The 25,783-nt window shown below is 73.3% G+C and carries 20 protein-coding genes, 1 tRNA gene and 1 pseudogene; 16 read left to right on the top strand and 6 right to left on the bottom strand.

Features of this window, described 5'->3' with window-relative positions; translation table 11 throughout:
- Positions 1 to 12 precede the first annotated feature (12 nt).
- The gene (locus NHG27_RS02940; protein ID WP_497014734.1) at positions 13 to 3,516 is read left to right on the top strand and encodes an ATP-dependent helicase; all 3,504 of its coding nucleotides are present in this window, start codon (positions 13 to 15) and stop codon (positions 3,514 to 3,516) included.
- Positions 3,517 to 3,557: 41 nt separating this feature from the next.
- On the opposite strand, the gene NHG27_RS02945 is transcribed toward NHG27_RS02940, so the two are convergent.
- A complete protein-coding gene (locus NHG27_RS02945; protein ID WP_497014685.1) occupies positions 3,558 to 4,481 on the bottom strand; it encodes a phosphotransferase in 924 nt (307 codons plus the stop codon).
- Positions 4,482 to 4,590: 109 nt separating this feature from the next.
- Here NHG27_RS02945 and nudC point away from each other — a divergent pair, with 109 nt between their 5' ends.
- Together nudC and NHG27_RS02955 are read left to right on the top strand one after the other, a co-directional pair.
- Positions 4,591 to 5,682 carry an NAD(+) diphosphatase gene (nudC, locus tag NHG27_RS02950; protein ID WP_497014686.1) on the top strand — a complete coding sequence of 364 codons (1,092 nt, stop codon included), beginning with the start codon at positions 4,591 to 4,593 and terminating at the stop codon, positions 5,680 to 5,682.
- A complete protein-coding gene (locus NHG27_RS02955; protein ID WP_497014687.1) occupies positions 5,679 to 6,236 on the top strand; it encodes a DUF2776 family protein in 558 nt (185 codons plus the stop codon). The genes nudC and NHG27_RS02955 overlap by 4 nt, the downstream gene beginning before the upstream one ends.
- Positions 6,237 to 6,372: 136 nt before the next feature.
- On the opposite strand, the gene NHG27_RS02960 is transcribed toward NHG27_RS02955, so the two are convergent.
- Entirely contained in the window at positions 6,373 to 6,639 is a 267-nt protein-coding gene (locus NHG27_RS02960; RefSeq protein ID WP_068625587.1) for a mycoredoxin, read from the bottom strand.
- 209 nt (positions 6,640 to 6,848) lie between these two features.
- On the opposite strand from NHG27_RS02960, the gene NHG27_RS02965 reads away from it, so the two are divergent.
- Both NHG27_RS02965 and NHG27_RS02970 read left to right on the top strand, forming a co-directional pair.
- The gene (locus NHG27_RS02965) at positions 6,849 to 8,870 is read left to right on the top strand and encodes an ATP-dependent DNA helicase UvrD2 (protein WP_193720069.1); all 2,022 of its coding nucleotides are present in this window, start codon (positions 6,849 to 6,851) and stop codon (positions 8,868 to 8,870) included.
- A gap of 463 nt (positions 8,871 to 9,333) precedes the next feature.
- On the top strand, positions 9,334 to 9,771 hold the full coding sequence (locus NHG27_RS02970) for a WhiB family transcriptional regulator (RefSeq protein WP_193720070.1): 438 nt from the start codon (positions 9,334 to 9,336) through the stop codon (positions 9,769 to 9,771).
- Here NHG27_RS02970 and NHG27_RS02975 read toward each other — a convergent pair.
- Entirely contained in the window at positions 9,757 to 10,851 is a 1,095-nt protein-coding gene (locus NHG27_RS02975; protein ID WP_497014688.1) for a ThiF family adenylyltransferase, read from the bottom strand. The genes NHG27_RS02970 and NHG27_RS02975 overlap by 15 nt on opposite strands.
- A 155-nt stretch (positions 10,852 to 11,006) precedes the next feature.
- On the opposite strand from NHG27_RS02975, the pseudogene NHG27_RS02980 reads away from it, so the two are divergent.
- A pseudogene (locus NHG27_RS02980) lies at positions 11,007 to 11,600 on the top strand (SprT-like domain-containing protein); the annotation flags it as partial.
- Between the two features lie 167 nt (positions 11,601 to 11,767).
- Here the strand turns inward: NHG27_RS02980 and NHG27_RS02985 are convergent.
- On the bottom strand, positions 11,768 to 13,297 hold the full coding sequence (locus NHG27_RS02985) for a zinc-dependent metalloprotease (RefSeq protein WP_497014689.1): 1,530 nt from the start codon (positions 13,295 to 13,297) through the stop codon (positions 11,768 to 11,770).
- Positions 13,298 to 13,366: 69 nt separating this feature from the next.
- Here NHG27_RS02985 and NHG27_RS02990 point away from each other — a divergent pair, with 69 nt between their 5' ends.
- Positions 13,367 to 14,452 carry a Rossmann-fold NAD(P)-binding domain-containing protein gene (locus NHG27_RS02990; protein ID WP_497014690.1) on the top strand — a complete coding sequence of 362 codons (1,086 nt, stop codon included), beginning with the start codon at positions 13,367 to 13,369 and terminating at the stop codon, positions 14,450 to 14,452.
- A 153-nt stretch (positions 14,453 to 14,605) separates the two neighbouring features.
- Complete coding sequence (locus NHG27_RS02995) at positions 14,606 to 15,748, top strand: YlbL family protein (RefSeq protein WP_497014691.1); 1,143 nt, start codon at positions 14,606 to 14,608, stop codon at positions 15,746 to 15,748.
- A 145-nt stretch (positions 15,749 to 15,893) separates the two neighbouring features.
- On the opposite strand, the gene NHG27_RS03000 is transcribed toward NHG27_RS02995, so the two are convergent.
- Positions 15,894 to 16,508 carry a PPA1309 family protein gene (locus NHG27_RS03000; RefSeq protein ID WP_227748523.1) on the bottom strand — a complete coding sequence of 205 codons (615 nt, stop codon included), beginning with the start codon at positions 16,506 to 16,508 and terminating at the stop codon, positions 15,894 to 15,896.
- Between the two features lie 228 nt (positions 16,509 to 16,736).
- Between NHG27_RS03000 and NHG27_RS03005 the strand changes: the two genes are divergently transcribed.
- The 3 genes from NHG27_RS03005 to NHG27_RS03015 all read left to right on the top strand — a co-directional run bounded on the left by NHG27_RS03005 (position 16,737) and on the right by NHG27_RS03015 (position 21,119).
- The gene (locus NHG27_RS03005; protein ID WP_497014692.1) at positions 16,737 to 19,766 is read left to right on the top strand and encodes a UPF0182 family membrane protein; all 3,030 of its coding nucleotides are present in this window, start codon (positions 16,737 to 16,739) and stop codon (positions 19,764 to 19,766) included.
- A gap of 154 nt (positions 19,767 to 19,920) precedes the next feature.
- Complete coding sequence (locus NHG27_RS03010) at positions 19,921 to 20,964, top strand: aldose 1-epimerase (RefSeq protein WP_497014693.1); 1,044 nt, start codon at positions 19,921 to 19,923, stop codon at positions 20,962 to 20,964.
- A gap of 81 nt (positions 20,965 to 21,045) precedes the next feature.
- Positions 21,046 to 21,119, top strand: a tRNA-Met gene (locus tag NHG27_RS03015).
- Between the two features lie 73 nt (positions 21,120 to 21,192).
- On the opposite strand, the gene NHG27_RS03020 is transcribed toward NHG27_RS03015, so the two are convergent.
- The gene (locus NHG27_RS03020; RefSeq protein ID WP_497014694.1) at positions 21,193 to 21,816 is read right to left on the bottom strand and encodes an NADPH-dependent F420 reductase; all 624 of its coding nucleotides are present in this window, start codon (positions 21,814 to 21,816) and stop codon (positions 21,193 to 21,195) included.
- A gap of 111 nt (positions 21,817 to 21,927) precedes the next feature.
- On the opposite strand from NHG27_RS03020, the gene NHG27_RS03025 reads away from it, so the two are divergent.
- The 5 genes from NHG27_RS03025 (at position 21,928) to NHG27_RS03045 (ending at position 25,718) form a co-directional block, all read left to right on the top strand.
- Positions 21,928 to 22,422, top strand: coding sequence for a MarR family winged helix-turn-helix transcriptional regulator (locus NHG27_RS03025; protein ID WP_193720078.1), 495 nt, complete (start codon positions 21,928 to 21,930; stop codon positions 22,420 to 22,422).
- 151 nt (positions 22,423 to 22,573) lie between these two features.
- Complete coding sequence (locus NHG27_RS03030) at positions 22,574 to 23,434, top strand: ABC transporter substrate-binding protein (protein WP_497014695.1); 861 nt, start codon at positions 22,574 to 22,576, stop codon at positions 23,432 to 23,434.
- A 43-nt stretch (positions 23,435 to 23,477) separates the two neighbouring features.
- Positions 23,478 to 24,374: an amino acid ABC transporter permease gene (locus tag NHG27_RS03035; protein ID WP_193720144.1), complete on the top strand. Its 897-nt coding sequence runs from the start codon at positions 23,478 to 23,480 to the stop codon at positions 24,372 to 24,374.
- Positions 24,371 to 25,102 (top strand): amino acid ABC transporter ATP-binding protein, encoded by a 732-nt coding sequence (locus tag NHG27_RS03040; RefSeq protein ID WP_497014696.1) that lies wholly within the window; start codon positions 24,371 to 24,373, stop codon positions 25,100 to 25,102. The genes NHG27_RS03035 and NHG27_RS03040 overlap by 4 nt, the downstream gene beginning before the upstream one ends.
- Before the next feature lie 130 nt (positions 25,103 to 25,232).
- The gene (locus NHG27_RS03045; protein WP_193720081.1) at positions 25,233 to 25,718 is read left to right on the top strand and encodes a dsRBD fold-containing protein; all 486 of its coding nucleotides are present in this window, start codon (positions 25,233 to 25,235) and stop codon (positions 25,716 to 25,718) included.
- Positions 25,719 to 25,783 lie beyond the last annotated feature (65 nt).

The raw sequence follows: 25,783 nt of genomic DNA on the forward strand, positions 1-25,783 counted from the left end.
CGGATCGCGGAGATGCTGGGTCGTCCGCGGCCCACGGACGAGCAGGTCGCGGTGATCGAGGCACCCCTCGCGCCCCTGCTGGTCGTGGCGGGGGCCGGGTCGGGCAAGACCGAGACCATGGCCGCGCGCGTCGTGTGGCTCATCGCGAACGGGTGGGTCGCCAAGGAGGCCGTGCTGGGGCTGACGTTCACCCGCAAGGCCGCGGGCGAGCTCGCCGAGCGCGTGCAGTCGCGCCTCCTGCAGCTCGACCGCGCGCTGGGCGACGACGGGACGGCGCTGTCGATGCTGGACCGGCCCGCGATCTCGACGTACAACTCGTACGCGGCCTCGCTCGTGGGGGACCACGCGCTGCGCATCGGGATCGAGCCGGGCGCGCGGCTGCTCTCGGAGGCCAGCCAGTGGCAGCTCGCGGCGGAGGTCGTCGAGAGCTGGGCCGGTGACCTCCAGACCGACGCCGCGTTCTCCACGGTCGTCGGTGCCGTGCTCTCGCTGTCCGGGGCGCTGAGCGAGCACCTGCTGAGCCCCGACGAGGCGCGCGCGGGCATCACGGGCATCGTCGACACCATCCTGGCGACGCCGCTGGGTGGCAAGCGCACCGAGCACTACGCGGAGGTCAAGCGGCTCCTCGGGTCGCTCGGCGAGCGCCACCGGCTGCTCGACGTCGTCGAGTCGTACCAGGAGCGCAAGCGGACCTCGGACTCGCTCGACTTCGGGGACCAGGTCGCGATCGCGGCACGCCTCGCGCGGACCGTCCCGGCGGTCGGGGCGGGGGAGCGGGCGCGGTACGGGGTCGTGCTGCTCGACGAGTACCAGGACACGTCGTACGCCCAGGTCGAGCTGCTGTGCGCACTGTTCGGGGGGCACCCGGTCACGGCCGTGGGCGACCCGAACCAGTCGATCTACGGCTGGCGCGGCGCGAGCGCGTCGGGCCTGGCGCGGTTCCCCGAGCGGTTCCGCTCGACGGGGCCCGGCAGCACCGGGGCGCCCGCGGACGTGCAGTACCTCAGCACGTCGTGGCGCAACGACCGGGCCGTCCTGGCCGCGGCCAACGTCACGGCCGCGCCGCTGCGCGAGGGGGCCACGCGCGTGCCCGTGCCGCAGCTCGACGAGCGTCCCGGGGCGGGGCGGGGCGTCGTGACCGGCGTCTACGCGGCGACGCTCGAGGAGGAGGCCGCCGCGGTCGCGGACTTCGTCGCCGAGCGGTGGCGCCCGCGCACGCGCCGTCAGGAGCGCGTGACCGCGGCCGTGCTGTGCCGTGCGCGCTCGCAGTTCCTCCCGATGGAGGTCGCGCTGCGGGCCAAGGGGCTGCCGGTCGAGGTCGTGGGCCTGGGCGGCCTGCTCTCGACCCCGGAGGTCGTGGACCTCGTCGCGCTCCTGGAGGTCGCGCACGATCCGTCGCGCGGCGACTCGCTCATGCGCATCCTCACGGGGCCGCGGCTGAACCTGGGGGCGGCTGACCTGCACGCTCTGAGCAGCTGGGCGGCGGACCTGGCGCGCCGGGACGCGGCGCGCCGCCCGTCGGCCGACGTCTCGTCCGGCAGCCTGCCCGACGGCGGAGCGTCGGCCGGTCCGTCGGGTGCGGCGGGGCCGGGGGAGGCGGAGCTGCCTGGCGTGGCCGCGGACGGGACGCTCACCGTGGTCGAGGGCGACGTCGTCGACCACCGGTCGATCGTCGACGCGCTCGACGACCTGCCGGCCCCGGGGCGCCCCGCACGCGACGGGCGCGTGCTCACGGAGGCCGGGCACGCGCGGCTCGCCGCGCTGTCGACCGTCCTGCGGGACCTGCGCGGGCAGACGTACCTGTCGTTGCCGGAGCTCGTCACGCAGGCCGAGCGGGCGCTCGGGCTCGACATCGAGGTGACCACCGCCGCGACCCTCGCCGCCGGCGGGTACGGCGAGGAGGTCGGCGACCGCGGTCGCGCGCACCTCGACGCGTTCCGTGACGTCGCCGCGACGTTCTCGCAGTCCGCGGACCTGCCGACGCTCGGCGCGTTCCTCGCGTGGCTCGGCACGGCGGGGTCGCAGGAGCGCGGCCTCGACCTGCCCGTGCGCGAACCCGACCCCGACGCGGTGCAGATCATCACGGTGCACGCCTCGAAGGGGCTCGAGTGGGACGTCGTCGCGGTGCCCGGCATGGTCGACGGGATCTTCCCCAGCACGGCCGTGGGCGACAAGGGGCCGACCGACAGCGGCTGGTTCACCGGGCTGGGCAACCTGCCCTACCCGCTGCGCGGCGACGCGGAGGACCTGCCCGTCTTCCGCTACGAGGTCGCGGAGGACGCCAAGGACCTGGACGGTCGCCGCAAGGAGTTCCTCGCGGCGAGCGGTGAGCACCAGGTCGACGAGGAGCGCCGCCTCGCCTACGTCGCGTTCACGCGCGCCCGTGCCGAGCTGCTGCTCGCGGGGTCGTGGTGGCGCGACGCGACCAAGCCGCGCACGCCCTCGCCGTTCCTCGTCGAGCTGGCCGAGGCCGGGATCGTCAGCGACGCCGACTGGGCCGGCATGCCCGAGAAGGACGAGACCAACCCGCGCGACGAGCTGGTCCACGAGGCCGAGTGGCCGCGCGGGGAGCCGGGGGCGCCGGGGGCCGACGGGTCCGGCACCGGTCCCGGGGAGGCGGGGGCCGCGACCGAGGGGTCCACCGCACCGACCGGCGTGGGGGCTTCTGCACCGCCCCCCGAGCCGCGCGCTCGTGCGGTCGTGCGGGCCGCGGCGGACCGGGTCCGTGAACGGATCGACGCCCGCGCGCCGCACCCGGCCGCTGCCGGTCCCGGCCGCGACACGGGTGCGGTCGCGGAGGGTCGGGTGCCGCTGCTCGACGCGTCGGGCACGGACCTGCGCGAGCTCGCACGCATCCTGCTCGAGGAGCGCGACCGCCGTGACGCCCGCAGCAGCGAGATCTCGTTCCCGGCGCACATCTCGGCGTCCGGGCTCGTGCGTCTGGCTGCGGACCGGGGCGAGTACGCGCTGCACCTGCGGCGCCCCGTACCTGCGCAGCCCACGGTGCACGCGCGACGCGGCACGCAGTTCCACCTGTGGGCCGAGCAGTACTTCACGTCGTCGTCGTTGCTCGACGTCGACGACCTGCCCGGTGCCGACGACGAGGACATCTCGCCGGACCTGGACCTCGACGCGCTCCAGCAGACGTTCCTCGCCTCGGAGTGGGCGGGACGTACTCCGCTCGCCGTGGAGGTCGACGTCGAGACCCCGGTCGGCGGGATCATGTTCCGCTCGCGCATCGACGCGGTCTTCCCCGAGAGCCCCGAGCACGCGCACGGCGCGCAGGACGCCGTGGTGGTCGTGGACTGGAAGACGGGCAAGGCCCCGCGCGACGCCGAGGCCCGGCGCACGCGCGAGGTCCAGCTCGCGGTCTACCGGCTCGCGTGGTCGCGCTGGTCCGGGCTGCCGGTCGAGAAGGTCAACGCGGCGTTCTACTACCTGGGCTCGGACGAGACCGTGCGCCCCGAGCGACTGCTCGACGCCGCGGAGCTGGAAGCGCTGGTGGCTGGTTCCTGACGCGGTGGGCACCCGCACCTGCGGCGGGCCCGGCGGTCGTCCTACCCCGCGCTCTCCCCGCTCGTCACCTCGTCGAGGTCGATCAGCATGTCGACGGCGTCGTCGATCACGTCCTGGAACCCGTGCCGCACGCCGTGCAGCAGCCACCGCGCCAGGGCCAGCTCGCCCGCGAGCAGCGCGCGGTCCGTCAGGTGCGGGTCGGTGAGCTCGGTGCGGCGGAGCTGGTAGGCCTCCATGATCGAGTCGATCGCCTCGGGCGGTGCCGCGACGAGGAGCCAGGCGAGGTCGTCGGCCGGGTCGGCGACGCGGGCCTCGGCCCAGTCGGTCATGGCCACGACGCGCCCGCGGGCGACGAGCACCTGCTCGGTGCCCAGGTCGCCGTGCACGACGACGGGCTGGTACTTCCACAGCGACACGTCCTCGAGCGCGGCCTCCCACCGGCGCAGCAGGCGGGAGGGCACCTTCCCGGTCTTGGCGGCCTCGTCGACCTCGGCGAGGCGTCGGTCGCGGTACTCGGAGGCGGTGTAGACGGGCAGGCCGGCGTTCTCGACGACGGAGTGCGGCAGCTCGTGCACCGCGGCGAGCACGCGACCCAGGTCTGCGGCGAGCCCGGGGCCGGGACGCAGCGTGTCGAGGTCGAGCGGCACCCCGCCGTACCGGTGGTGCACGACGGCGCGCCCGCCCTCGGGGAGCAGGGCGTAGCCCAGGACGTCGGGCACCGTGAAGGACAGGACGCCCGTGGTCACGTAGTGGCGCAGCGAGTCCAGCAGAGCGGTCTCTGCTTCGAGGGCCGCGCCGGCCGCCAGGGTCCGGGGCGCGCGGACGACCCATTCCTGACCGTCGCCGTCGGTGACGATCGCGACGTCGTCGTCCCCCGTCGCCTCGGACGGTCGCACGGACCGGACGTCGAGGCCGGGGACGGCCGCGGTGGCGAGCGCGGCGAGGTTGAGCGGTGAGCGTGGCACACGTCCACGGTAGTCGGTGCGGGGCGGGCGCCGTCACCCGGACCGGGGCGTGTCCACCACGCGGACCTGCCGCGTGCCCCGAGCGCCTCGCGTGACCTACGGTCGACTGGTGACCGACCAGACCTCGCCCGCCGCGACGGACCCCGCCGCACCAACCCCCGACCCCGCCTCGACGCCGACCGAGGGGCCAGCCACCCCGAGCGCGTTCGCCGCGCACCTGCCGCTCGCGCACTCGATGCTCGACCGTGCGGCGCACCGCCGCACCGAGGAGGGCCTGTTCGCGACGCTCCGCGCCGACCTGTCGACGCGCGTGGTCCTGCTGCACCGCGGTCGCCTCGCGGTCGGGCCGGACGGGCTCGCGCTCGCCACGCCGCAGGAGGTCGCTGCCGTCCCCGAGCCCCACGCGGCCTCGGGCGACCACAGCAACACGCCGCGCTGGGTCTTCCTGGGCGAGGACGCGCCGTCGGGCACGTCCTTCCTGGCGCTTCTCCTGCCCGACGACGCCGACGACCTGGACCTCGACATCGAGGGCGTGGACCCCAAGGGGCCGCTGTCGGTGCTGGTGCGCACGCACCGCTGGGCGGGCCTGCGCGAGCTGGCCTCCCGGTTGGGGCCGCGCGACACGGGGCTCGCGACCGAGGCCGTGGCCCTCGCGGCCTGGCACGCGGCCAACGAGCGCTGCCCGCGCTGCGGCGAGCCGACCGTGCCCGTCGCGGCGGGCTGGGTGCGGCGGTGCGTCGCGCAGGACGTCGAGCACTACCCGCGCACGGACCCGGCGGTCATCATGGCGGTCGTGGACCCGGGGTCTGGGCCGGGCGAGGACCGGCTCCTGCTGGGCCACGCCGCGCACTGGCCCGAGGGGCGGTTCTCGACGCTCGCGGGCTACGTCGAGCCCGGCGAGGGGCTCGAGCAGGCCGTGCGACGCGAGGTCGCGGAGGAGGTCGGTGTCACGGTGGGAGAGGTCGTCTACCGCGCGAGCCAGCCGTGGCCCTTCCCGGCCTCGCTCATGCTGGGTTTCACGGCGACCGCGCTCACGACGGACCTCACGCCCGACGGCGAGGAGGTCACCGACGCGCGCTGGTTCACCCGGGCGGAGCTCACGGACGCCACGGAGCGCGGCGACGTGAAGCTGCCGAGCAGGTCGTCGATCGCGCGGGCGCTCATCGAGGAGTGGTTCGGGGGGCCGCTCGCGGGGGAGTGACCTACGCGGTGGCCGGTCTCGTCGTCGCCGCGACGCTCTACGCGCGGGGCGGCGACGCGGCCCTCGTCGCGGGCAACGTCATGGTCGGCCTGTCGCTGATCTGTTCCGCGCTCGTCGCCCTCGTCGCGAGCATCGTGCGCCAGGTCCGCAACGAGTTCGGCGACGCCGAGCGCTACCGCTGGTCGTGGTGGGTCGTCGCGATGGGTACCGTCAACGTGGTCCTCGGGCTCGTGGTGCTCTTCGGCTCGGACGACTCGGCGCGCCTGGCTCCGGGGACCGTGCTGATCGGTCTGGGCCTCATCTGCTTCAGCATCCTGTCCAAGGTGCTGCTGCTCGCGCTCGTGTGGCGCCAGGTCTTCGCGCTCGCCAACCGGATCCCGATCATCCCGGTGGCGACGGCGCTCGCGTGCCTGTTCTTCGCAGCGTTCCTCTTCGAGGCGACCATGACCGAGCCTGGCTTCTTCGTCGGGGCGCACGTCCTGGTGGGGCTCGGAGCGGTCTGCTTCACGCTCTTCTCGATCGTGTCGATCCTCGAGGCGGGGACCTCGAGGTAGCCGTCCGGCGGGACCCGGGACCTGGGTGCCGGGTGCAGGACGAGCGCCACACCGCGGCAGAAGGCCCCGGACTCCGGTCCGGGGCCTTCTGCACCGACGTGCCGCGCGGTGCGCGCACGCCCGTCACGGCGACGGGTCAGGCCGCGAGGCGCTCCTTGACCTGCGCGAGCGACGGGTTGGTCGCCGCGGTCCCGTCCGGGAAGACGACGGTCGGCACGGTCTGGTTGCCACCGTTGACCTGCTCGACGTAGGCCGCGCTCTCCGGGTGCTCCTCGATGTTGACCTCGGTGTACCCGATGCCCGCGGAGTCGAGCTGGGTCTTCAGGCGACGGCAGTAGCCGCACCAGCTCGTCGAGTACATGACGATCGATCCGGCGTCGGGGGTGGTCGGGGCCGTGGCCATCGGTGCTCCTTCGTTCGCGGGACCCGGGGCGTGTGCACGGGCCGACAGCCCGCCGGGCCGCGAGGCCAGGGTGCTGTCGTCGTGGCCAACGCCCGCGTGAGGTGGGTTGTTCCCGGCAGGCACCCGTGCACGCCCCCGCGGCACGGAGCAGCGCCCGGCCCTGTGGAGGGTGGCGTCCGGTGTCGGCGGCGGCTGAGAGAATCGACCTGATGCCGAACGAGTCAGCGGACCAGATCCTCGAAGCCCTCGACCCCGACCAGCGTGATGTCGCCCTCGCGCTGCACGGGCCCGTCTGCGTGCTCGCCGGTGCCGGCACCGGCAAGACGCGAGCCATCACGCACCGCATCGCCTACGGCGTGCGCACGGGCGTGTACACGCCCACGAGCGTGCTCGCCGTGACGTTCACGGCCCGCGCCGCGGGCGAGATGCGAACGCGTCTGCGCGAGCTCGGTGCGACGGGCGTGCAGGCCCGGACGTTCCACGCCGCCGCGCTGCGCCAGCTCAGCTACTTCTGGCCCAAGGTCGTGGGCGGTGCCCCGCCGCGCATCCTCGAGTACAAGGCGCCCGTGGTGGGTGAGGCGGCGCGCCGCCTGGGGCTCGGCGTGGACCGGATCGCGGTCCGCGACCTGTCCTCCGAGGTCGAGTGGGCCAAGGTCTCGCTCGTCACGGCCGACGACTACGTGAGGGCGTGCGCCGCGATCGACCGGCCGGCGCCCGCGGGCTACGACCACCAGACCGTCGCGCGGCTCATCACGTCGTACGAGGAGGTCAAGACCGAGCGGTCGGTCATCGACTTCGAGGACGTCCTGCTGATGCTCGGTGACATGCTCTCCTCGCAGGGGGCCATGGCCGACGAGGTGCGCCGTCAGTACCGCCACTTCGTGGTCGACGAGTACCAGGACGTGTCCCCGCTCCAGCAGTTCGTGCTCGACCAGTGGCTGGGCGGCCGCAAGGAGCTGTGCGTGGTCGGTGACCCGTCGCAGACCATCTACTCGTTCACGGGCGCCACCCCCCACCACCTGCTCACGTTCCCCACGAAGTTCCCCGGGGCGCAGGTCGTCCGGCTCGTGCGGGACTACCGCTCCACGCCCCAGGTCGTGACGCTCGCGAACCAGCTCCTGGCCCGAGCGGGTCGTCGCGGAGGAGCCCACCAGGCGCTCGAGCTCGTCGCGCAACGGCCGTCGGGCCCGCCCGTCGCGTACGTCGCGTACGACGACGACGAGTCCGAGGCCAAGGGCATCGCCGCGCAGATCGGTCGGCTCCTGGCGGCGGGGACGCGGGCGAGCGAGATCGCGATCCTGTACCGCACCAACGCGCAGTCGGAGGCGTTCGAGCAGGCGCTCGCGGACGCGGGCATCGCCTATCTCGTGCGAGGCGGTGAGAGGTTCTTCCAGCGCAAGGAGGTGCGCGACGCGATCGTGCTGCTGCGGGGGGCGGCACGCTCGGCGGACCCGGAGGTCCCCATGCCGGAGACGGTCCGCGACGTCCTGATCACGGCGGGCTGGGCGAACGAGCCCCCCTCGGCGCGGGGGGCGGCGCGCGAGCGCTGGGAGTCCATGCAGGCTCTGGTCGCCCTGGCCGACGACGTCGCGCGGGTCGCTCCGCAGGACGCGCCGCCCACGGTGGTGTCGTTCGTCGCCGAGCTCGACGAGCGTGCGTCGGCGCAGCACGCGCCCACGGTGGAGGGCGTGACGCTCGCGTCGCTGCACGCCGCGAAGGGGCTGGAGTGGGACGCGGTGTTCCTCGCGGGCATGAGCGAGGGGCTCATGCCCATCTCGCTCGCGGAGACGGACGAGGCGGTCGCGGAGGAGCGGCGCCTGCTGTACGTGGGCATCACGCGTGCGCGCGAGCACCTGCAGGTGTCGTTCGGGCGGTCGCGCAACCCGGGGGGACGTGCGACCCGGCGCCGCACGCGCTTCCTCGACGGTCTGTGGCCGGACGACGAGCAGTCGCGTGCCCCCCGTCGCAGCCGCGCCAACCAGAACAAGGTCCGTCTGACGGGCGAGTACGACCAGGCGCTGTTCGAGCAGCTGCGCGAGTGGCGTCTGTCGGTCGCGCAGGAGACGGACAAGCCGGCGTTCACGATCCTGGTGGACACGACGCTCGCGGCGATCGCCGAGACCCGCCCGGCCTCGGTGCCGGACCTGGCGAGGATCAACGGGATCGGCCCGGCCAAGATCGAGAAGTACGGCGAGACGTTGCTGGACATCGTGGCGCGTTCCGCGGGCTGATCCGGGTGCTCGCGGGGGCCTCGTCGGGTCGCGAGGAAACTCGTCGAAAGAAGTTCGTTAAATAAGTTGTGCCCCCTTCCGAGGGCGGCATATGGTTCAGGAGTCCTTGTAGGAGAGACGCGCGCCGAGAGGCGGGCGTTCGACGGAGATGGGAGGTGGGCTTGGTGAAGCAGATCCTGACGGCGAGCCCGACACATGTGTCGGCCGATCCGATCAACCGCGCACGGCGCGGCGGATCCCTCGTCATCCGCCCCGTTCCCGACTCCGCACTGAGGACGTCCCCGGTCTAGCACCGGCGCACACCCTTCTCAGGCCGCGGAGTCCACCTGGACCCGCGGCCTTCGTGTTTCTCCGAATGCGATCGTCTTCCCGGTCAGCCGTCCATCACCCCGGACGCGAGCACCAACTGCGGGTCCTGTGACAAAGAAGTTCACACGCAATCAGGACATCACTGGAGGACATCGTGCGGCTCACCGCGCTGCTCGACAACATCACTGCCCAGGGCGGATCCGGGCCCTGGACTCCCCACCAACCCCTCACCACCCCTCTCGGTTCATCGGACGCCGCGGAGTTCGACCGGCTGCTCGCCGGGATCCTTCCCTGCCGCACGAACGACCCCGAGCTCTGGTTCGCCGAGCAGTCGACGCAGGTCGAGCAGGCCAAGGCCCTGTGCCAGGGCTGCCCGCTCGTGGCCGGCTGCCTGGCGGGCGCGATCGAGCGTCAGGAGCCCTGGGGCGTCTGGGGCGGCGAGGTCTTCGTCGACGGAGCCGTCGTCGCCCGCAAGCGTGGGCGTGGTCGGCCGAGCAAGGCCGAGGTCCTCGCCCGCCAGGCGGAGGAGCAGGCCGCCCGTGCGGCGGCCGGCGAGCCGGAGGCCTCGGTCTCCGCGTCATCGGCGGCCTGACGTGGCTGCCGCGACCGTCAGGTCCGAGCACCCGCACCGCGGGTGGCTCACCACCTCGCGCAGCCTCGGTACGGCATCGGGAACAGCGATCTCGATGCAGGCCGTGGCTGCGCGGGGTGTCAGCCCGTCCAGGTGCGCGAGCACCTGGCTCGCGGCGATCGCCGCGCCGACCGCTGCCAGCGTGGTCTCCTCGACGTCGAGCGGTTCCCGCTGAGGATCCCGGAGCTGGTCCGCGAGCTGCGGCCACTGCGGGTCGAGGTCGGCGCGATGCCCCTCGACGCACCGGACGCACGGCGTCCGCCCCGGTCGGACGAACGGTCCGACCACCATGTCAGCCTCTCGCACCACGACCGGTAGGTGCGGGGTGCCGTCCCCCGTGAGCCGCCCGTACCGCTCGGGTCGTAGTGCACGGTGCTCGACGACGACCACCACGTCGGGCCGAGCAGGGTGGGGGGACACCCAGCGCGAGCTCTCGACCGTCCGGCACCGCACCTCGGGAGCGAGGTCCGCCAGCAGACGTACCGCGGACTCGCCGCGCGGCCGCCCCACGTCGCGGGCGCGATAGCCGCCGAGCCCGACGTCCGTCGCCTGGACCGGTGCGGCGTCGTCGAGCAGGAGCGTGCCCACGCCCGCCGTGGCGAGCACGACCGCCACCCCCGCCCCCAGCCGTCCCAGCCCCTCGATCCCAACGCTCGCCCGTGCGCGGAGCGTGAGCGTCGCCCGCCCGTCGCCGTCGGGGCGCAGGAGCGCGAGCGTCGGGGCGTCGGCCCCGCCTCGCGCGGTGGCGGTGATGGCGTGGGAGTCCCGCCCGGGCGGCCCGACGACGAGGAGCGCCTCGTGCAGGTGCCGCACGATGGCCTGCTGGCGCTCGGGCGAGATGCCGTACCGGGGCGGCGGGGCGTGCAGGAGCTGGCGGGCGGAACGGTGGTGGTCGAGGAGCCACGTCGCCTCGTGCTCGCCGAGCCCGCTCAGGATCACGCTCCACCTCGTGTCCGTGCCGTACTGCAGCTCGCCCGGTCCGCGGCGGAGCACGACGGTGCCGGGACGCAGGCGGACGGGAAAGGTGGGCGGGTCGTCCATGGGCTCTCCTCGGCTGGTCGCTGTCCGACCAGTCTGGAGCGCGGTGGCCCGTCGCGACGGTTCTCCACAGCACCGTGATCCGTCGCCAGGACTTGACCAGTTCTCGACGATTTCTCGCACGCATGTGGGGCAAATCTCGGCGTGGTCTATGGCATATGTCACGTCGACCCACTACCGTCTGTGCCGTGGCCTACGAAGCCGAGCGGGGCGCCGCGCAGAGCGCCGAGACGTACGTCGAGGTGCGCCGGAGCCGTCGACGCAAGAGCACGGTCAGCGCCTACCGCGACGGGGAACGCACGATCGTGTCGATCCCCGCGCGCTTCACGCGCGCCCAGGAGCGCGAGTGGGTCCAACGGATGCTGGACCGGCTCGCCGACAAGGAGCGCCGTCGTCGGCCGTCCGACGACCAGCTCGTCGCCCGGGCGACCGAGCTGTCGGCCAAGTACCTCGACGGCAGGGCGCGTCCCACCAGCGTGCGCTGGTCGAGCAACCAAGGACGCCGCTGGGGGTCGTGCACCCTGATCGACGGCAGCATCCGTATCTCGACCCGCGTGCAGGGCATGCCCGAGTGGGTGCTCGACTACGTGCTGCTGCACGAGCTCGCGCACCTGCTGCACGCCGGGCACGGCCCCGGGTTCTGGGCGCTGCTCGAGGCGTACCCCCGCACGGAGCGGGCCAAGGGCTTCCTCGAGGGGGTGTCGTTCAGCCGCGACGGCGGGTCGGCGGAGACCCCCGACTCTCCCGACGACGTCCAGGACGCCCCGCCGCACGTCGAGATCGAGGCGCACCCGACGGTCCCCGCGGAGTCGGGCGCCTCGTCGGCCCCGTCCCAGGAACCCGCTGCCGAACCCACGCCCGACCGGCACGCCGTGCCGGCCAGGCGGGTCGCGCAGGGCCCGGAGAGGGAACCCGCGCGCTAGTCGCGGGCCGGAGCGCCGGGCTCGGTGCCCTCGGTCGGTCCGCCCTCGACGTCGCGGTCGGTGTCGCCGTCCGACGGCTCTGCGTCGGGAGCGTCCCCGGCGTCGGCCGCCTCGCTGAAGATGTCGGCGAGGGCCTTGTCCAGCTCGCTCTGCTCCTCCGTGACCTCGGCCCGGCGGGTCTGGTAGCCGGCCGGGTCGTCGAGGTCGAGCGGGCTGGGCAGCAGGTCCGGGTGGTCCCACACGTGGTCGCGCGCATCGGGTCCGCCCTGTGCCGCGATCAGGGCCCAGAGCGTCGCCGCGTCGCGCGAGCGGCGGGGACGCAGCTCCAGCCCCACGAGCGTCGAGAAGATCTGCTCGGCCGGCCCACCCGCGGCCCGCCGACGGCGCAGCATCTCGCGCAGCGGCACGGCGTGGGGCAGGTGGGGGAGCGCGGCCTGGGCGCTGACCTCGTCGACCCAGCCCTCGACCAGGGCGAGGGCGGTCTCGAGGCGCAGCAGCGTCGCCTTCTGCTCGTCCGTGTTCTGCAGCCCGAACACGCCGCCCGACAGGGCCTGCTGGAGCGCCCCGGTGTCGGTCACGTCGATGTCGGAGAGCTGGGACTCGAGCGCCTCGAGGTCGATCGTGATGCCCCGGGCGTAGGCCTCGACCAGCCCGAGCAGGTGGGCGCGGAGCCAGCTCACGTGCGTGAAGAGGCGGGCGTGCGCCGCCTCGCGCAGCGCGAGGAAGTACCGGACCTCCTCGACGGGAGCGTCGAGGCCCTCGGCGAAGGCCGCGACGTTCGTGGGCAGGAGGGCCGTCGCGGGCTCGTCGAGCAGCGGCAGACCGATGTCCGTGCTCCCGAAGACCTCGCGCGACATGGTTCCCGTGGCCTGGCCGATCTGCATGCCGAAGACGGCGGACCCGAGGCGTCGCATCATCTGCGCGGGGTCGAAGTCCATCCCGAGGGCTCCCGCGGGGAGCCCGGGGATGGCGAACCCGGCGTCGGGCCCGTCGCCCCCGCCCGGGAGCTGGTCGCGCAGCACGGTCGACAGGGCGTCCGCGACCGACGCGGCGACGGGGGCCGCGAGCGCGTTCCAGGCCGGGAGCGTCTTCTCGACCCACTCCGAACGGCTCCAGGCATAGCGCTTGCCGCCTGCGGGCGGGAGGTCCGTCACGGCGTCGAGCCACAGCTCGGCCACCGACAGGGCCTCGGTCGCCGCGCGGACCTCCGTGGGCGTGAGGGACGGGTCGCCCTCGGCGACGGCGACCTGCCGAGCGATGTCGTGGGCCACGTCGGTGTTCACCGGGCCGTCGCCCGAGGTCGCGAGGAGGCGCTGCACCTGCGCGAGGACGTGCTTCATGGTGGCAGGATCGTTGCTCAGGCCGCTGCCGGCAGCCAGCGCGGCAGGGTCGAGGCCGCGGGCCCGCAGCTCGCGCAGGGCCTCGTCGGCGTCCGCGCCGAACATGGAACGCAGGAGCTCTTCCCACTGCGCGTCGGGCTGGTCGCCCGCGCCGGAGGCGAACTCGTCGGGCGGTTGGCTGCTCATCGGGGTCTCCTCGGGATAGCGTCAGGAATCACCGTAACCACATTCACGGACGGACGAGGGGGCCGAGGCATGTCGGAGGGCCTGGTTCGCTCACGGCGCAGCGCCGACGAGGTGATCGTCGTCGTGGGCGAGGGGCGTGTCGCCGCGGTCCTGCGCGAGGCGCTGGGCGGGCGCGGGCCCGAGAACGCGCCGGCCGAGGCGAACGACCTGTCGGCCCCGTGGCTCGACGGTGCCCGGGTTCTCGTGGTGGTGGCTCCCGCCGGCGAGTTCGGCGTCAAGGTGGTCAAGGGCGTGCCGCGGCAGGCGCACCTCGTCGAGCAGGCGCGGCGCGTCGCGCGGGCCGCGGTGCAGCACGGCGTCGAGCAGGTGGTGGCCGTGACGTCCGCGACGGTGCACGGGGCGAGCGCCGACCGTCCGGACATCGAGGACGGCGACCCGGTCTCGCCCGACGCGGCGGGGTTCGTCGCCGACCTGGTCGCGTTCGAGGAGGCGCTCGTCGAGGAGCTCGGTGACGCGTCGGCCGGTGCCCCTCCCACGTCTCCCGGCGACGCCCCGACGGGACGGTCGCAGGTCCGGCTCGCGGTCCTGCGCCCCGCGATGGTCGTCGGGCCGGGCGTCGACACGATCCTGACCCGGCACTTCGAGGCCCCGCGGCTCCTCACGGTCAAGGGCAGCGACCGGCCCTGGCAGCTGCTGCACACCGACGACCTCGCGTCGGCCGTCCGCGTCGCCGCCGCCCGGGGCCTGTCGGGGGCGTTCACGGTCGGACCCCTCGTGGACGGCGAGCCGGACGTCGTGCTGCCCGCCGAGCTCGCCGAGCGGACCGGGCTCGCGACCGTGACGCTGCCCGCGGCGACCGCGTTCGGCGCCGCCGAACGGTTGCACCGCGTGGGGGTCCTGCCCTCCCCGGCGAGCGACCTCGCGTACGTGGTGCACCCGTGGACGGTCACCGCGCGCGGCCTGCACACGGCCGGCTGGGAGCCCGTGTGGTCGAGCGCGCAGGGCGTCGACGTCCTCATGACGGAGGTACGCGGGCGGATCGCGCTGGTCGGGCGCCGGGTGGGGGGCCGGGACGCGGCGGCGCTCGGCGCGGCGGGGGCCGCGGTCGCGCTCCTGGGCACGGCGGCGATCTGGCGCCAGGCCCGACGGCGGTGACGCGCCCGTGCGCGAGGTCCCGGGTCCGTGGGGCCCCGGACGGCGCGCGACGGGTGACCCGATCGCCTGCGGGGAGCGGCGCCGTCGGGCCGGAGCAGGTTCCTCCCGGCGGACCGCCAGCGAACGTCCAGGATTCTCGGGGATGATAGCGACGTGACAGAACCGTTCGCCCCCCGAGAACCGCACGACCCCGCGGTCGGCGCCGACCCGTTCGGCCCGGCGCCGGACGACGAGGACTACACGCCGCCGCCCGTGACGCGCCGCTCGCTCACGCTCGGCATCTCCGTGCTGGCCACGACCCTCCTGGTCGCGGGCCTCGCCGTCATGCCCGCGCCCTACGTCGTGCGCTCGCCGGGCCCCACCCAGGACACGCTCGGTGCGCAGCACGACCAGGACCTCATCCAGATCGAGGGCGCCGAGACCTACGACTCGACCGGCGAGCTCCTGCTCACGACCGTGTCGGTCGCGGGCGGTCCGGGCTACCCCGCGAACTTCGTGCAGGTCATCGACGGGTGGGCCGAGCAGTCGCACTCGGTGCGGCCCGTCGAGGAGACGTTCCCGCGCGACGTGACCCAGGAGAAGTCCGAGCAGGAGAGCCAGCAGGAGATGGTCTCCTCGCAGGAGACCGCGACCGTCGCCGCGCTGACCGAGCTGGGCTACGAGGTGCCCGCGGCGCTCACGATCCAGGGCGCCGCCCAGGGCACGGGCGCGGAGGGCGTCGTCGAGGCCGGCGACGTCATCACGACCGTCAACGGCAAGGACGTCGTGACGTACCAGGACCTCATCGACGAGCTCGCGACCGTCACGCCGGGCGACGACGTCGTCCTGGGGGTCGAGCGCGGCGGCGAGACCGAGGACCTGACGATCACGACGCAGGAGGCCGACGGCAAGGCGATCCTCGGGGTCTTCATCGACCCGGCGTTCGATCTGCCGATCGACGTGAAGATCCAGATCGAGGACATCGGCGGCCCCAGCGCGGGCACCATGTTCGCGCTCGGCATCATCGACCGGCTCACGCCCGAGGACGAGGCGAACGGCGAGGTCATCGCCGGGACCGGGACCATGAGCGTCGAGGGGGACGTGGGGCCCATCGGCGGCATCCAGCAGAAGCTCTACGGTGCCCTGCGGGACGGTGCCTCGTGGTTCCTCGCGCCCGAGGCGAACTGTGCCGAGGTCGTCGGGAACGTGCCCGAGGGCCTGCACGTCGTCAAGGTCTCGACGCTCGACGAGGCCCGCGACGCGATGGTCGCGATCGGCGAGGGCAAGGGCGAGAGCCTGCCGACCTGCACGCCCTGAACGTCCCGGCGGCGCCGGGGAGCGGGCACGACGCGAGGGGCCGGACGACGTGGTCGTCCGGCCCCTCACCCGTCCTGCACGTCGGCACGGTGCGCCTGCGCGCGCCGGGTGCCGCCCGGGGTGGCAGGCGCCCCGGGGAGACGGGTTACTCGAACGTCGCGCGCAACCCCTCGATCAGGCCGGGGACCAGGTCCGGGCCGAACGCGACGTCGCCACCGTCGTCGGTACGCGTGCGCACCGCGCACCAGGGCGTGCCGTCGCGCAGGACCCCGACCGCGAGGCGCACGTCCTGACGGTCCGGGTGCGAGGACAGGTAGGCGAGCGCGGCCGCGGGGTCGCTCGGCAGCCCCTCCTCGGCCGAGGGCGGGAGGATGACGCGCTCGGCGACGATCGCGGCGCCGTCGACCGTGTCCGGCCAGGAGATCCCGGCGAGCAGGTCCTCGAGCGTGTCGACGTCGGGCAGACCCTCCTGCTCGACCGAGACCAGGTGGTCGGGGATGCCGCGCGCCGCGGTCACGACCTCGGGCGGGAGGCGGTCGGCCAGGCTCGGGTCGGCGGCCATCGCGTCGGCCGTGCGGACCAGCGCGAAGACGCGCGGGGGAGCGTCCCAGCCGTCGGCCGCGACGTGCGCCTCGACGTCGCGCACGGCGTCGGCGAGGGCGAGCTGGGCGAGGGGGACGATCGGTGCGGGGGCGTCGTCGGCGGCACCGGACGTGCTCGGTGCGGGCTGGTCGGGTGCGGGGGAGGTGGTGTCTGCCATGTCCCCAGCATGTCAGGCCCGACGGCGTCGGGGCAGTCGGCAGGTCCCGTCCGGGGACGTGTGGGAACCTGGAACCGCTGTGGGCCGTTGACGAGATGGACGGCCTGTGGCCTGACCCTGTCGAGACTGTGGACCGCCTGTGAATCCGGTGGTCACCGGGCCCGGCCGGGACTGGCACCGACGCCCGACGACCTGACGCTCGACCGAACGCAAAGAGGTAAGCCCACCGTGTCATTCGCCGCAGCGCCGAAACGCCCCGCAGGGCGCGAGGCCGGCTCTCACCGACGACGCAGCCCGCTCGGCATTGCCGTTGCCGTCGTGGCCGCTCTCGTCCTCCTCCTGTTCCTGCTCGCGCAGTTCTGGACCGAGGTCCTCTGGTTCACCCAGCTGGGCTTCGAGGACGTCCTGTGGACCGAGTGGGGGACCCGCGCGGCGCTGTTCGTCGGGGGCTTCCTGGTGATGGGAGGGCTCGTCTTCCTGTCGCTCTCGCTCGCGTACAGGTCGCGCCCCATCTACGCGCCCTCGACGCCCGAGCAGGCCACCCTCGACCAGTACCGCGAGGCCATCGAGCCGTTGCGCAAGGTCGTGACGATCGCGGGCCCCGCGCTCATCGGCTTCTTCGCGGGGGCGGCCGCGTCCTCGCAGTGGAGCACGGTGCTGCTGGCCCTGAACTCGGTGCCGTTCGGGACCAAGGACCCGCAGTGGGGCCTGGACATCTCGTTCTTCGTCTTCACGCTGCCCGTGCTGCGCTTCGCCGTCGGCTTCCTCATGGCGGCCGTCGTCATCGCCGGCATCGGCGCGCTCGCGACCCACTACCTGTACGGCGGGCTGCGCATCGGCGGCGGTCCCGGCAGCGGGCCGCGCACCACGCAGGCTGCACGCGTGCAGCTCTCGGTCACGGCCGCGGTGCTCATGCTGCTCATCGGCGCCAACTACTGGCTCGACCGGTACTCGCTCCTGACCACGACGGGTGACAAGTTCGACGGTGCCTCGTACGCCGACGTCAACGCCGTGATCCCGTCGAAGGCGATCCTGACCGGCGTCGCGATCCTGGTGGCGCTGCTGTTCGTCGCGACCGCGATCCGCGGGAACTGGCGCATGCCCGCGATCGGCGTGGGCCTCATGGTCGTCTCCGCGATCGCGATCGGCGGGATCTACCCGGCCGTCGTCCAGCGTTTCCAGGTCAACCCGAACGCGCAGGAGTTCGAGGCCGAGTACATCCAGCGGAACATCGACGCGACCAAGACCGCGTTCGGGCTGGACGGCGTCGAGGCGTCCAACTACGACGCGAAGACCCAGGCCGAGGCCGGGGCGCTGCGCGCGGACGCCGACACCACGGCGTCCATCCGCCTGCTCGACCCGCAGATCGTCAGCCCGACGTTCCGCCAGCTCCAGCAGAACAAGCAGTACTACAACTTCCAGGAGACCCTCTCGGTCGACCGGTACATGATCGACGGTCAGAGCCGCGACACCGTGATCGCGGTCCGTGAGCTCAACCTCGAGGGCCTGGGCGCGAGCCAGCGCAACTGGGTCAACGACCACACGGTCTACACGCACGGGTACGGCGTGGTGGCCGCGTACGGCAACCAGATCGGCCCGGGCGGCCAGCCCGCGTTCTACGAGGGCGACATCCCGTCGGTCGGTTCGCTGCCCGAGTACGAGCCGCGCATCTACTTCAGCCCGGACTCGACCCAGTACTCGATCGTCGGGGCCCCGGACGGCACCAAGCCGTGGGAGTTCGACTACCCGGACGACGAGGCCGGTGGCCAGGTCAACAACACGTTCGGTGCCGAGGACGGGGCCGTCGCGGGCCCGAGCGTCGGGTCGTTCGGCAACAAGCTGCTCTACGCCCTGAAGTTCGGCTCGGAGCAGATCCTGTTCTCGGACCGTGTCACGGACGAGTCGCAGATCCTCTACGACCGGTCGCCGCGCGACCGCGTCGCCAAGGTCGCGCCGTACCTGACGCTCGACGGCAAGGTGTACCCCGCCGTCGTGGACGGTCGGGTCAAGTGGATCGTCGACGGCTACACCACGACGAACTCCTACCCGTACTCGGCCTCGCGCCCGCTCGACGAGGCGACCCAGGACACCCTGACGGTCAACTCGCAGTCGGTCGCGGCGCTCGCGCCGCAGCAGGTCAACTACATCCGCAACTCGGTCAAGGCCACGGTCGACGCCTACGACGGTTCGGTCGACCTGTACGCGTGGGACACCGAGGACCCCATCCTCCAGGCGTGGGACAACGTGTTCCCGACGTCGCTCAAGCCGATCTCCGAGATCAGCGGCGACCTCATGAGCCACCTGCGCTACCCCGAGGACATGTTCAAGGTCCAGCGCGCGCTGCTCACGAGCTACCACGTGGACGACGCCCGCGAGTTCTTCTCCGGTCAGGACTTCTGGAACGTCCCGCGCGACCCCACGGTCCGCGGGACCGGCACCAAGCCGTACCAGCCGCCGTACTACCTGACGCTGCAGATGCCCGGTCAGGAGGACCCCGCGTTCTCCCTCATGACGACGTTCATCCCGGGTGGCAACTCCGACCGAGAGATCCTGACCGGGTTCCTCGCGGTGGACGCGGAGGCCGGGAGCACCGCCGGCGTCAAGGCCGAGTCGTACGGCAAGCTCAGGCTCCTCGAGCTGCCGCGCAACGCCACGGTCCCCGGACCGGGGCAGGTGCAGAACACGTTCGACTCGGACCCCACGGTGTCCAACGAGCTGAACATCCTCAGCCGCGGCAACTCGACCGTGATCCACGGCAACCTGCTCACGCTCCCGGTGGGCGGCGGTCTGCTCTATGTGCAGCCGGTGTACGTCCAGGCGTCGGAGGGGACCAAGTTCCCGCTCCTGCGCAAGGTGCTGGTCAGCTTCGGCGACCAGGTCGGGTTCGCCGACACGCTCGACGAGGCGCTCAACCAGGTCTTCGGCGGCGAGTCGGGTGCCAATGCCGGGGATGCCGGTGGCGAGGTCCTGCCGGAGATCCCGACGGACGAGACGGTCACGCCTCCCGACGAGGGCACCGGCGACACCGGCACCGACCCGGGGACGGGCACGACGACGCCCGGCACCGGTACGGAGAACCCCGAGGCGCGCGCGCAGCTCGACCAGGCGCTCCAGGCCGCCAACCAGGCGATCAAGGACGGCCAGACGGCTCTCGCCGACGGTGACTTCGCCGCCTACGGCGAGGCGCAGGAACGTCTGCAGTCCGCGCTCGAGACGGCGATCGCGGCCGAGGAGTCGCTGGGCACCGCGACCCCGTGACACGGGTGACCTGGTGGTCGCCCCTGGGGTGACCAGGGGGTCGACGACGGACGCCGCTCCTGACCTGAGGGTCGGGGGCGGCGTCCGTCGTCTCGGGCAGGGGCGGGGTCGGTCAGGTTGTCATTTGCGGTGCGGCAGGCAAACATGGGGCCTCATGACCAGTGCAACCGTTTGCAGCAACGCTTACATCGTCGAGGGAACGCTCGGCGCGCTGCCGACGGTGACGCTCGCCCACCCGTCGGGCGCCGAGCTCGTGGTCGCCCTGCGCGGTGCGACGGTCCTGGCCTGGAGGGCGCCCTGGGGGCCGCGCTCCGCGCCGCAGGGCATCGCCGACCTCGTCGACGGCTACACGAGCGAGCGTGCGCTGCTCGCCCAGGACGCCACCCGGTCGGGGCTCATGTTCCCGTTCACCAACCGCGTCGCGGACGGCACCTTCGTGTTCGACGGCGTCACGCACCACGTCCCGCCCGTCGCCCCGGGAGAGCCCCAGACCATGCACGGGTTCGCGCGGCTCCTCGACTGGGAGGTCGTGGCCGAGGCGGCAGGGTCCGGCGACCAGGGGTCGGGCGTCGCGGACCCGGTCGTCCTGACCCTCGGGGTCGGCATCGGGGCCGCCGACGTCGCCGGCTACCCGTTCGACCTCGAGACCCGCATCCGCTTCGAGCTGACCGAGCGGACCCTCGACGTCACCTGGTCCTTCAGCAACGTGGGTCTCCGAGCGGCCCCGGTCGCCGCGGGGTGGCACCCGTACGTTCGGGTCCCCGGCCACGACACGGTCGACGGCCTGGAGCTGCACGTCCCCGCCCGCGCGACGGTCGCGACGGACGCCCGCATGATCCCGCTCGACGGCGAGGCGGCCCGGGTGGCGCGTGGCGCCGTCGGGCCGGTGCCGCTCGACGGGACGTGCCTCGACACCGCGTTCACGGACCTCGTCCCCGACGCCGACGGGCGGGCGCGCACCCGCGTCCTCGACCCGGCGACGGGCGCCGGCCTCGAGGCGTGGCAGGAGCGCGGCGCCATGCACGTCTACACGGGCGACGGGCTGGGCGAGCGGGCACGTGCCGCCATCGCCCTCGAACCCGTCGAGACCCTCACGAACGCGTTCAACCGCGCGGACTGCGCCCAGGACGTGCGGCTCGAGCCGGGCGAGGAGCGGGTGTTCCGGTTCGGGCTCGGGGTCGTCGAGCCGCGGCCCTGACGCGCCGGGCCGCGCCCGGCGCGTCGGCGAGGCGCCCGATTTGGCGCCTCGGCCCAACTCCCGTAAGGTGGTGTTCACCGACGCGGGGTGGAGCAGCTCGGTAGCTCGCTGGGCTCATAACCCAGAGGTCGCAGGTTCAAATCCTGCCCCCGCTACTCAGGAAGGCCCGGTTCAGCAGGAATGCTGAACCGGGCCTTCGTCATTCCCCGTCGGGGACGGGGTGCTGCGTCAGTCGGCGAGCGTGAAGCCGGTCGTCCACTGGGTGGCGCCGGAGCCGGCGAGGGTCATCTGCACGAACCCGAGGGCCTCGAGCTCGCGGGCCCGCTTGAGGGAGCCGGCGTCGACGCCCTTGAGGCCGCCCGCGCGGACGAGGTCGACGAGCGTCGCCTTGGCGTCGTTGTCGTCGCCTGCGACCAGGACCGTGGTCGACTGGTCGGCGACCTTGCCGCTCGCGAGGGTCGAGGCGAAGTTCGTGTTGAACGCCTTGACGACCCTGGTGGTCGGGGCGAGCGCGGCGATCTGGGCGGCGGCCGAGGAGTCGGCGGGCACGACGAGGGAGTCGAACGTCGCGAAGTCGACGGGGTTGGTCGGGTCGACCAGGACCTTGCCGTCGAGCCGGCCGGCGTACTGCGCCAGGACCTCGGGCACGGCCGGGTAGGGGAGGGCGAGGACGACGAGCTCGCCCGTGATCTCGTCGCCGACGACGCCCGAGGTGAACGACTCGCCCGAGCCGAGGGCTGCGGCCTTCTCGGCGTCGCGCGCCAGCACCTGGACCTGGGCGCCGGCGTCGAGGCCGATGCGTGCCACTCCTGCTGCGATGTTCCCTGCGCCGATGATCGTGATGCTGGTCATGAGGTCCTCCGGGTCTGCGACGCCGGCCGGAGCCCGTCGCGATTGGTTGTTGATACAACTAACGTAGACCCGCTTAGTTGTCGTGTCAACCATTGCCGGTAGACTGGTCCCATGACCGACGACGTGCGATGGCTCTCCCCCCGCGAGCTGCGGACCTGGATGCGCCTCCAGGCCGTCTCCGAGCTCCTCCCCGGGGTGCTCGACGCCCAGCTCCAGCGCGACGCGCAGCTCACCCACTTCGAGTACCTCGTGCTCGCGATGCTCTCCGAGGCGGAGGGCCGCACGCTGCGCATGACGGACCTCGCGCTCAAGACCAACGCGACCCTGCCGCGGCTCTCGCACGTCGTGAAGCGCCTCGAGGGGCGCGGTTACGTCGAGCGCACGCCCTGCCCCGAGGACCGTCGTGCGACGCTCGCGGTCCTGACCGACGCGGGCTGGCAGAAGGTCGTCGCGACGGCCCCCGGCCACGTCGGGACGGTGCGTGAGCACATCATCGACCGCCTCACCCCGGAGCAGGTCGACCAGCTCGACCAGATCGCGCGCTCGATCCTCGAGTCGCTCGACACCGAGGGGCGCCTCGACGCGCTCCACCTGCCCGAGGACTGAGCCGGTGTGACGCGATCCACCGTCTCACGGTCGCGAGCACCCGGGTCTCACCGCTCGGGACCGGCGTAGAGTCGGTGCGGGTCCCGGCAGCACGCGCACCCGCGGCAGCCGGCGCCCCCTCGCCGCCCTCCCTGACCCCCGGAAGGTCCTCATGCGCCGCCTGAACGCCGTGCTGCCCGTCGCAGCCGTCTCGACCGCCCTGCTCCTCGCGGGCTGCTCCGCCGACGACTCCTCGACCGACGCCGGCTCGGCCGGGACCGGGGCCTCGGCACAGTGCGAGCCGGGCGCCCTGCCCACGCGCACGGACGGCACGCTGACGGTCGCGGCCGGCGACGCGTACTCGCCCTGGTACATCGGCGAGCACGACAGCGGCGAGGGCTTCGAGTCCGCGCTCGTCTACGAGGTCGCCGACCGCCTGGGCTACGCCGCCGACGACGTCGAGTGGAAGCACGTGACGTTCGAGCAGATCGTCAGCCCCAGCATCAAGGACTTCGACTTCGCGGCGTGGCAGACGTCCATCTCGGACGAGCGTCGCCAGGCCGTCGACTTCTCCAGCCCGTACCTCACGACCCGCCAGGGCGTGATCGTGCAGGAGGCCGGCCCGTACGCGGGCGCCACCACGCTCGACGAGCTCAAGGACCTGCGCATCGGCGTCACGGCGGCCCAGACGAGCCTCACGCTCGCCAAGGCCGCGTTCGGGGAGGACGCGAACCTCGTCCCGTTCAACGGTGCCGGTGACGGCATGACGGCCCTGCAGTCCGGCACGATCGACGTGATGATCATGGACGTCGACCAGGGCGTCGCGGCCTCGACCGAGTACTTCCCCGACTCCGTGGTCGTGGGCACGCTGCCGGACCAGGGCACGGTCGAGCAGTACGGTCTGGTCCTCGACCTGGGCTCGGTCCTCACGGACTGCGTCTCGGCCGCGGTCGACTCGCTCGAGGAGGACGGCACGCTCGCCGAGCTGCGCACGACGTGGCTCAAGTCGGACGACATCCCCGAGCTGGGCTGAGGTGAGCGGGGGCGCGCCGGGCGTCGCACCGGCGGACGACGGCTTGCCCGACGACGGCGCTCGCCCCGCGAGCGCGGGCTGGACCCCGTCACCGCTCGCGGTGGCGAGGGACTCCTACCGGCGTGCGCGACGCCGTCGGGCCGCGTGGGTCTCCGCGCTCTCGACCGTGCTCGTGGTCGTGGTGCTGTACGTCGTGGTGACCACGGCCCCCGGCTGGGAGCGCACGCGCGACGCGTTCTTCTCCCCGCAGAGCGCGTGGGACTCGCTGCCCGCGATCGCCGAGGGCCTGTGGCTCAACCTGCGCGTGTGGGTCGTGGCGTCGGTGATCGGCGTCGTGCTCGGGATGACGCTCGCCGTGATCCGCACGAGCCGCGTCCCGGCCCTGTTCCCGCTGCGCGCGTTCGCGGTCGCGTACGTCGACGTGTTCCGCGGTGTGCCGCTGCTCCTGGTGCTCCTGCTCGTCGGGTTCGGCCTGCCGGCGCTGCGCCTCGAGTGGTTGCCGACCTCCGGGGCCTTCCTCGGCGCGCTCGCGATCATCCTCACGTACACCGCCTACCTGGCCGAGGTGTTCCGGGCCGGGATCGAGTCGGTGCACCCCTCGCAGGTCTCGGCCGCCCGCTCGCTCGGGCTGACGCGGGCCCAGACGACCCGCAGGGTCGTCCTGCCCCAGGCCGTGCGGCACGTGACGGCACCGCTCGCGAGCAACCTCGTCTCGCTCCAGAAGGACTCGGGGCTCATCTCGATCCTGGGCGCGGTGGACGCGATCCGGGCCGCGCAGATCGCGGCCTCGGGCAGCTACAACTTCACGCCCTACGTCGTGGCGGGCGTCCTGTTCCTGCTCGTCTCGATCCCGCTCACGCGCGTGGTCGACGTCTACTCGGCGCGCCAGGGCTGGCGCGGTTCGCTCGCGACCGTGAGCGGCGCGGGGGCCATCCGATGAGCCACCTGCTGTCGCTGCGCGGGATCCGCAAGACGTACGGCGAGCGCCTGGTCCTCGACGGGATCGACCTCGACGTCGACGAGCACCGCTGCGTCGTGCTCGTCGGGGCGTCGGGCTCGGGCAAGTCGACGCTGCTGCGCGTCGTGAACCTCCTCGAGGAGATCGACGACGGCGAGATCCTGCTCGACGGGCAGGACGTGGCCGACCCGCGCCTGGACGCGAACGCCGTCCGGGCCCGCATGGGGCTCGTCTTCCAGTCGTACAACCTGTTCCCGCACATGAAGGTCATGGACAACGTGACCCTCGCGCCCCGCCTCGTGCACAAGCGGGGTCGCGCCGAGGCGGAGGCCGCCGCCGAGGCCATGCTGCGCCGTGTCGGCCTCGCGCACCGCATGACGGCCTACCCCGACCAGCTCAGCGGCGGCGAGCAGCAGCGGGCCGCGATCGCGCGGGCGCTCGTGTCCTCGCCCGAGCTCCTGCTCCTCGACGAGGTCACCTCGGCGCTCGACCCCGAGCTCGTGGGCGAGGTCCTCGACCTGCTCGCCGACCTGCGGGCCGAGGGCGTGACCATGCTCGTCGCGACCCACGAGATGGGCTTCGCGCGCGAGGTCGCCGACGAGGTCGCGTTCCTGCACCAGGGTCGAGTGCACGAGCGCGGCACGCCCCAGCAGGTCCTCGGGGACCCGCAGCGCGAACGCACCCGGGAGTTCCTGCGCCGGCTGCGCTGATCCGGGCCGCCGGCTGCGTCGAGCCGGGTCGCCCGGGCCGGGCGACCCCGTACGGCCGTCACGCGGCGCGCTTTCGCGCGCGGCTCGCCGAGCGCATGATGGAAGAAGGTCCTCAGCCAGGAGGTGCGCGATGAAGGCAGCGGTGGGAGACAGGATCATCCGAGCCTCAGGGGTGGTCGGCGGCGCGGTCCGCGACGGCATGGTCGTCGAGGTGCAGCACGAGGACGGCTCGCCGCCCTACCTGGTCGAGTGGGCCGACACGGGCGAACGCTCTCTCGTGTTCCCCGGCCCCGACACCATGGTCCGTGCGCCCGTCGAGGGGGCCGAGGCGCACGAGGTCACGGTTCCCGTGCACTCGAAGTCGTGGCACGTCCAGGTCAGCCTCGTGGAGAGCGAAGGACGCACGACGGCGGAGGCCATCCTGGTCGGAGACGTCCCGGCCGAGCTCCATGCCGTGGGCAGGGCTCGCAAGGACCCCGGCGACACCGGCATCGAGGCCATCGGCGACCACGTCGCCGCGGCCCGCGCGCTGCGCGCCCTGGCCGACCGGCTGCTCGGCATCGCGGAGGCGGAGATCGAGGGGTCCACCGGGGTGCCCGCGCACGTGCACCACTGACCGGCAGGACGCATCAGCCCGCGACGGCCGACTCTCCCTCCAGGTAGGCCCGCCGACGACGGCGG

The organism is Oerskovia sp. 140933 (assembly GCF_059651515.1).

What these genes read in the sequence shown, in the direction of transcription:
- NHG27_RS03025 (WP_193720078.1), top strand. Translation starts at nt 21,928, where the DNA reads ATGACCGACGACGTGCGATGGCTCTCCCCCCGCGAGCTGCGGACCTGG.
- NHG27_RS03030 (WP_497014695.1), top strand. Translation starts at nt 22,574, where the DNA reads ATGCGCCGCCTGAACGCCGTGCTGCCCGTCGCAGCCGTCTCGACCGCC.
- NHG27_RS02975 (WP_497014688.1), bottom strand. Translation starts at nt 10,851, where the DNA reads ATGGACGACCCGCCCACCTTTCCCGTCCGCCTGCGTCCCGGCACCGTC.
- NHG27_RS03040 (WP_497014696.1), top strand. Translation starts at nt 24,371, where the DNA reads ATGAGCCACCTGCTGTCGCTGCGCGGGATCCGCAAGACGTACGGCGAG.
- NHG27_RS03020 (WP_497014694.1), bottom strand. Translation starts at nt 21,816, where the DNA reads ATGACCAGCATCACGATCATCGGCGCAGGGAACATCGCAGCAGGAGTG.
- NHG27_RS03010 (WP_497014693.1), top strand. Translation starts at nt 19,921, where the DNA reads ATGACCAGTGCAACCGTTTGCAGCAACGCTTACATCGTCGAGGGAACG.
- NHG27_RS02985 (WP_497014689.1), bottom strand. Translation starts at nt 13,297, where the DNA reads ATGAGCAGCCAACCGCCCGACGAGTTCGCCTCCGGCGCGGGCGACCAG.
- NHG27_RS02990 (WP_497014690.1), top strand. Translation starts at nt 13,367, where the DNA reads ATGTCGGAGGGCCTGGTTCGCTCACGGCGCAGCGCCGACGAGGTGATC.
- NHG27_RS02965 (WP_193720069.1), top strand. Translation starts at nt 6,849, where the DNA reads ATGCCGAACGAGTCAGCGGACCAGATCCTCGAAGCCCTCGACCCCGAC.
- NHG27_RS03000 (WP_227748523.1), bottom strand. Translation starts at nt 16,508, where the DNA reads ATGGCAGACACCACCTCCCCCGCACCCGACCAGCCCGCACCGAGCACG.
- NHG27_RS03045 (WP_193720081.1), top strand. Translation starts at nt 25,233, where the DNA reads ATGAAGGCAGCGGTGGGAGACAGGATCATCCGAGCCTCAGGGGTGGTC.
- NHG27_RS02960 (WP_068625587.1), bottom strand. Translation starts at nt 6,639, where the DNA reads ATGGCCACGGCCCCGACCACCCCCGACGCCGGATCGATCGTCATGTAC.
- NHG27_RS02940 (WP_497014734.1), top strand. Translation starts at nt 13, where the DNA reads ATGCTGGGTCGTCCGCGGCCCACGGACGAGCAGGTCGCGGTGATCGAG.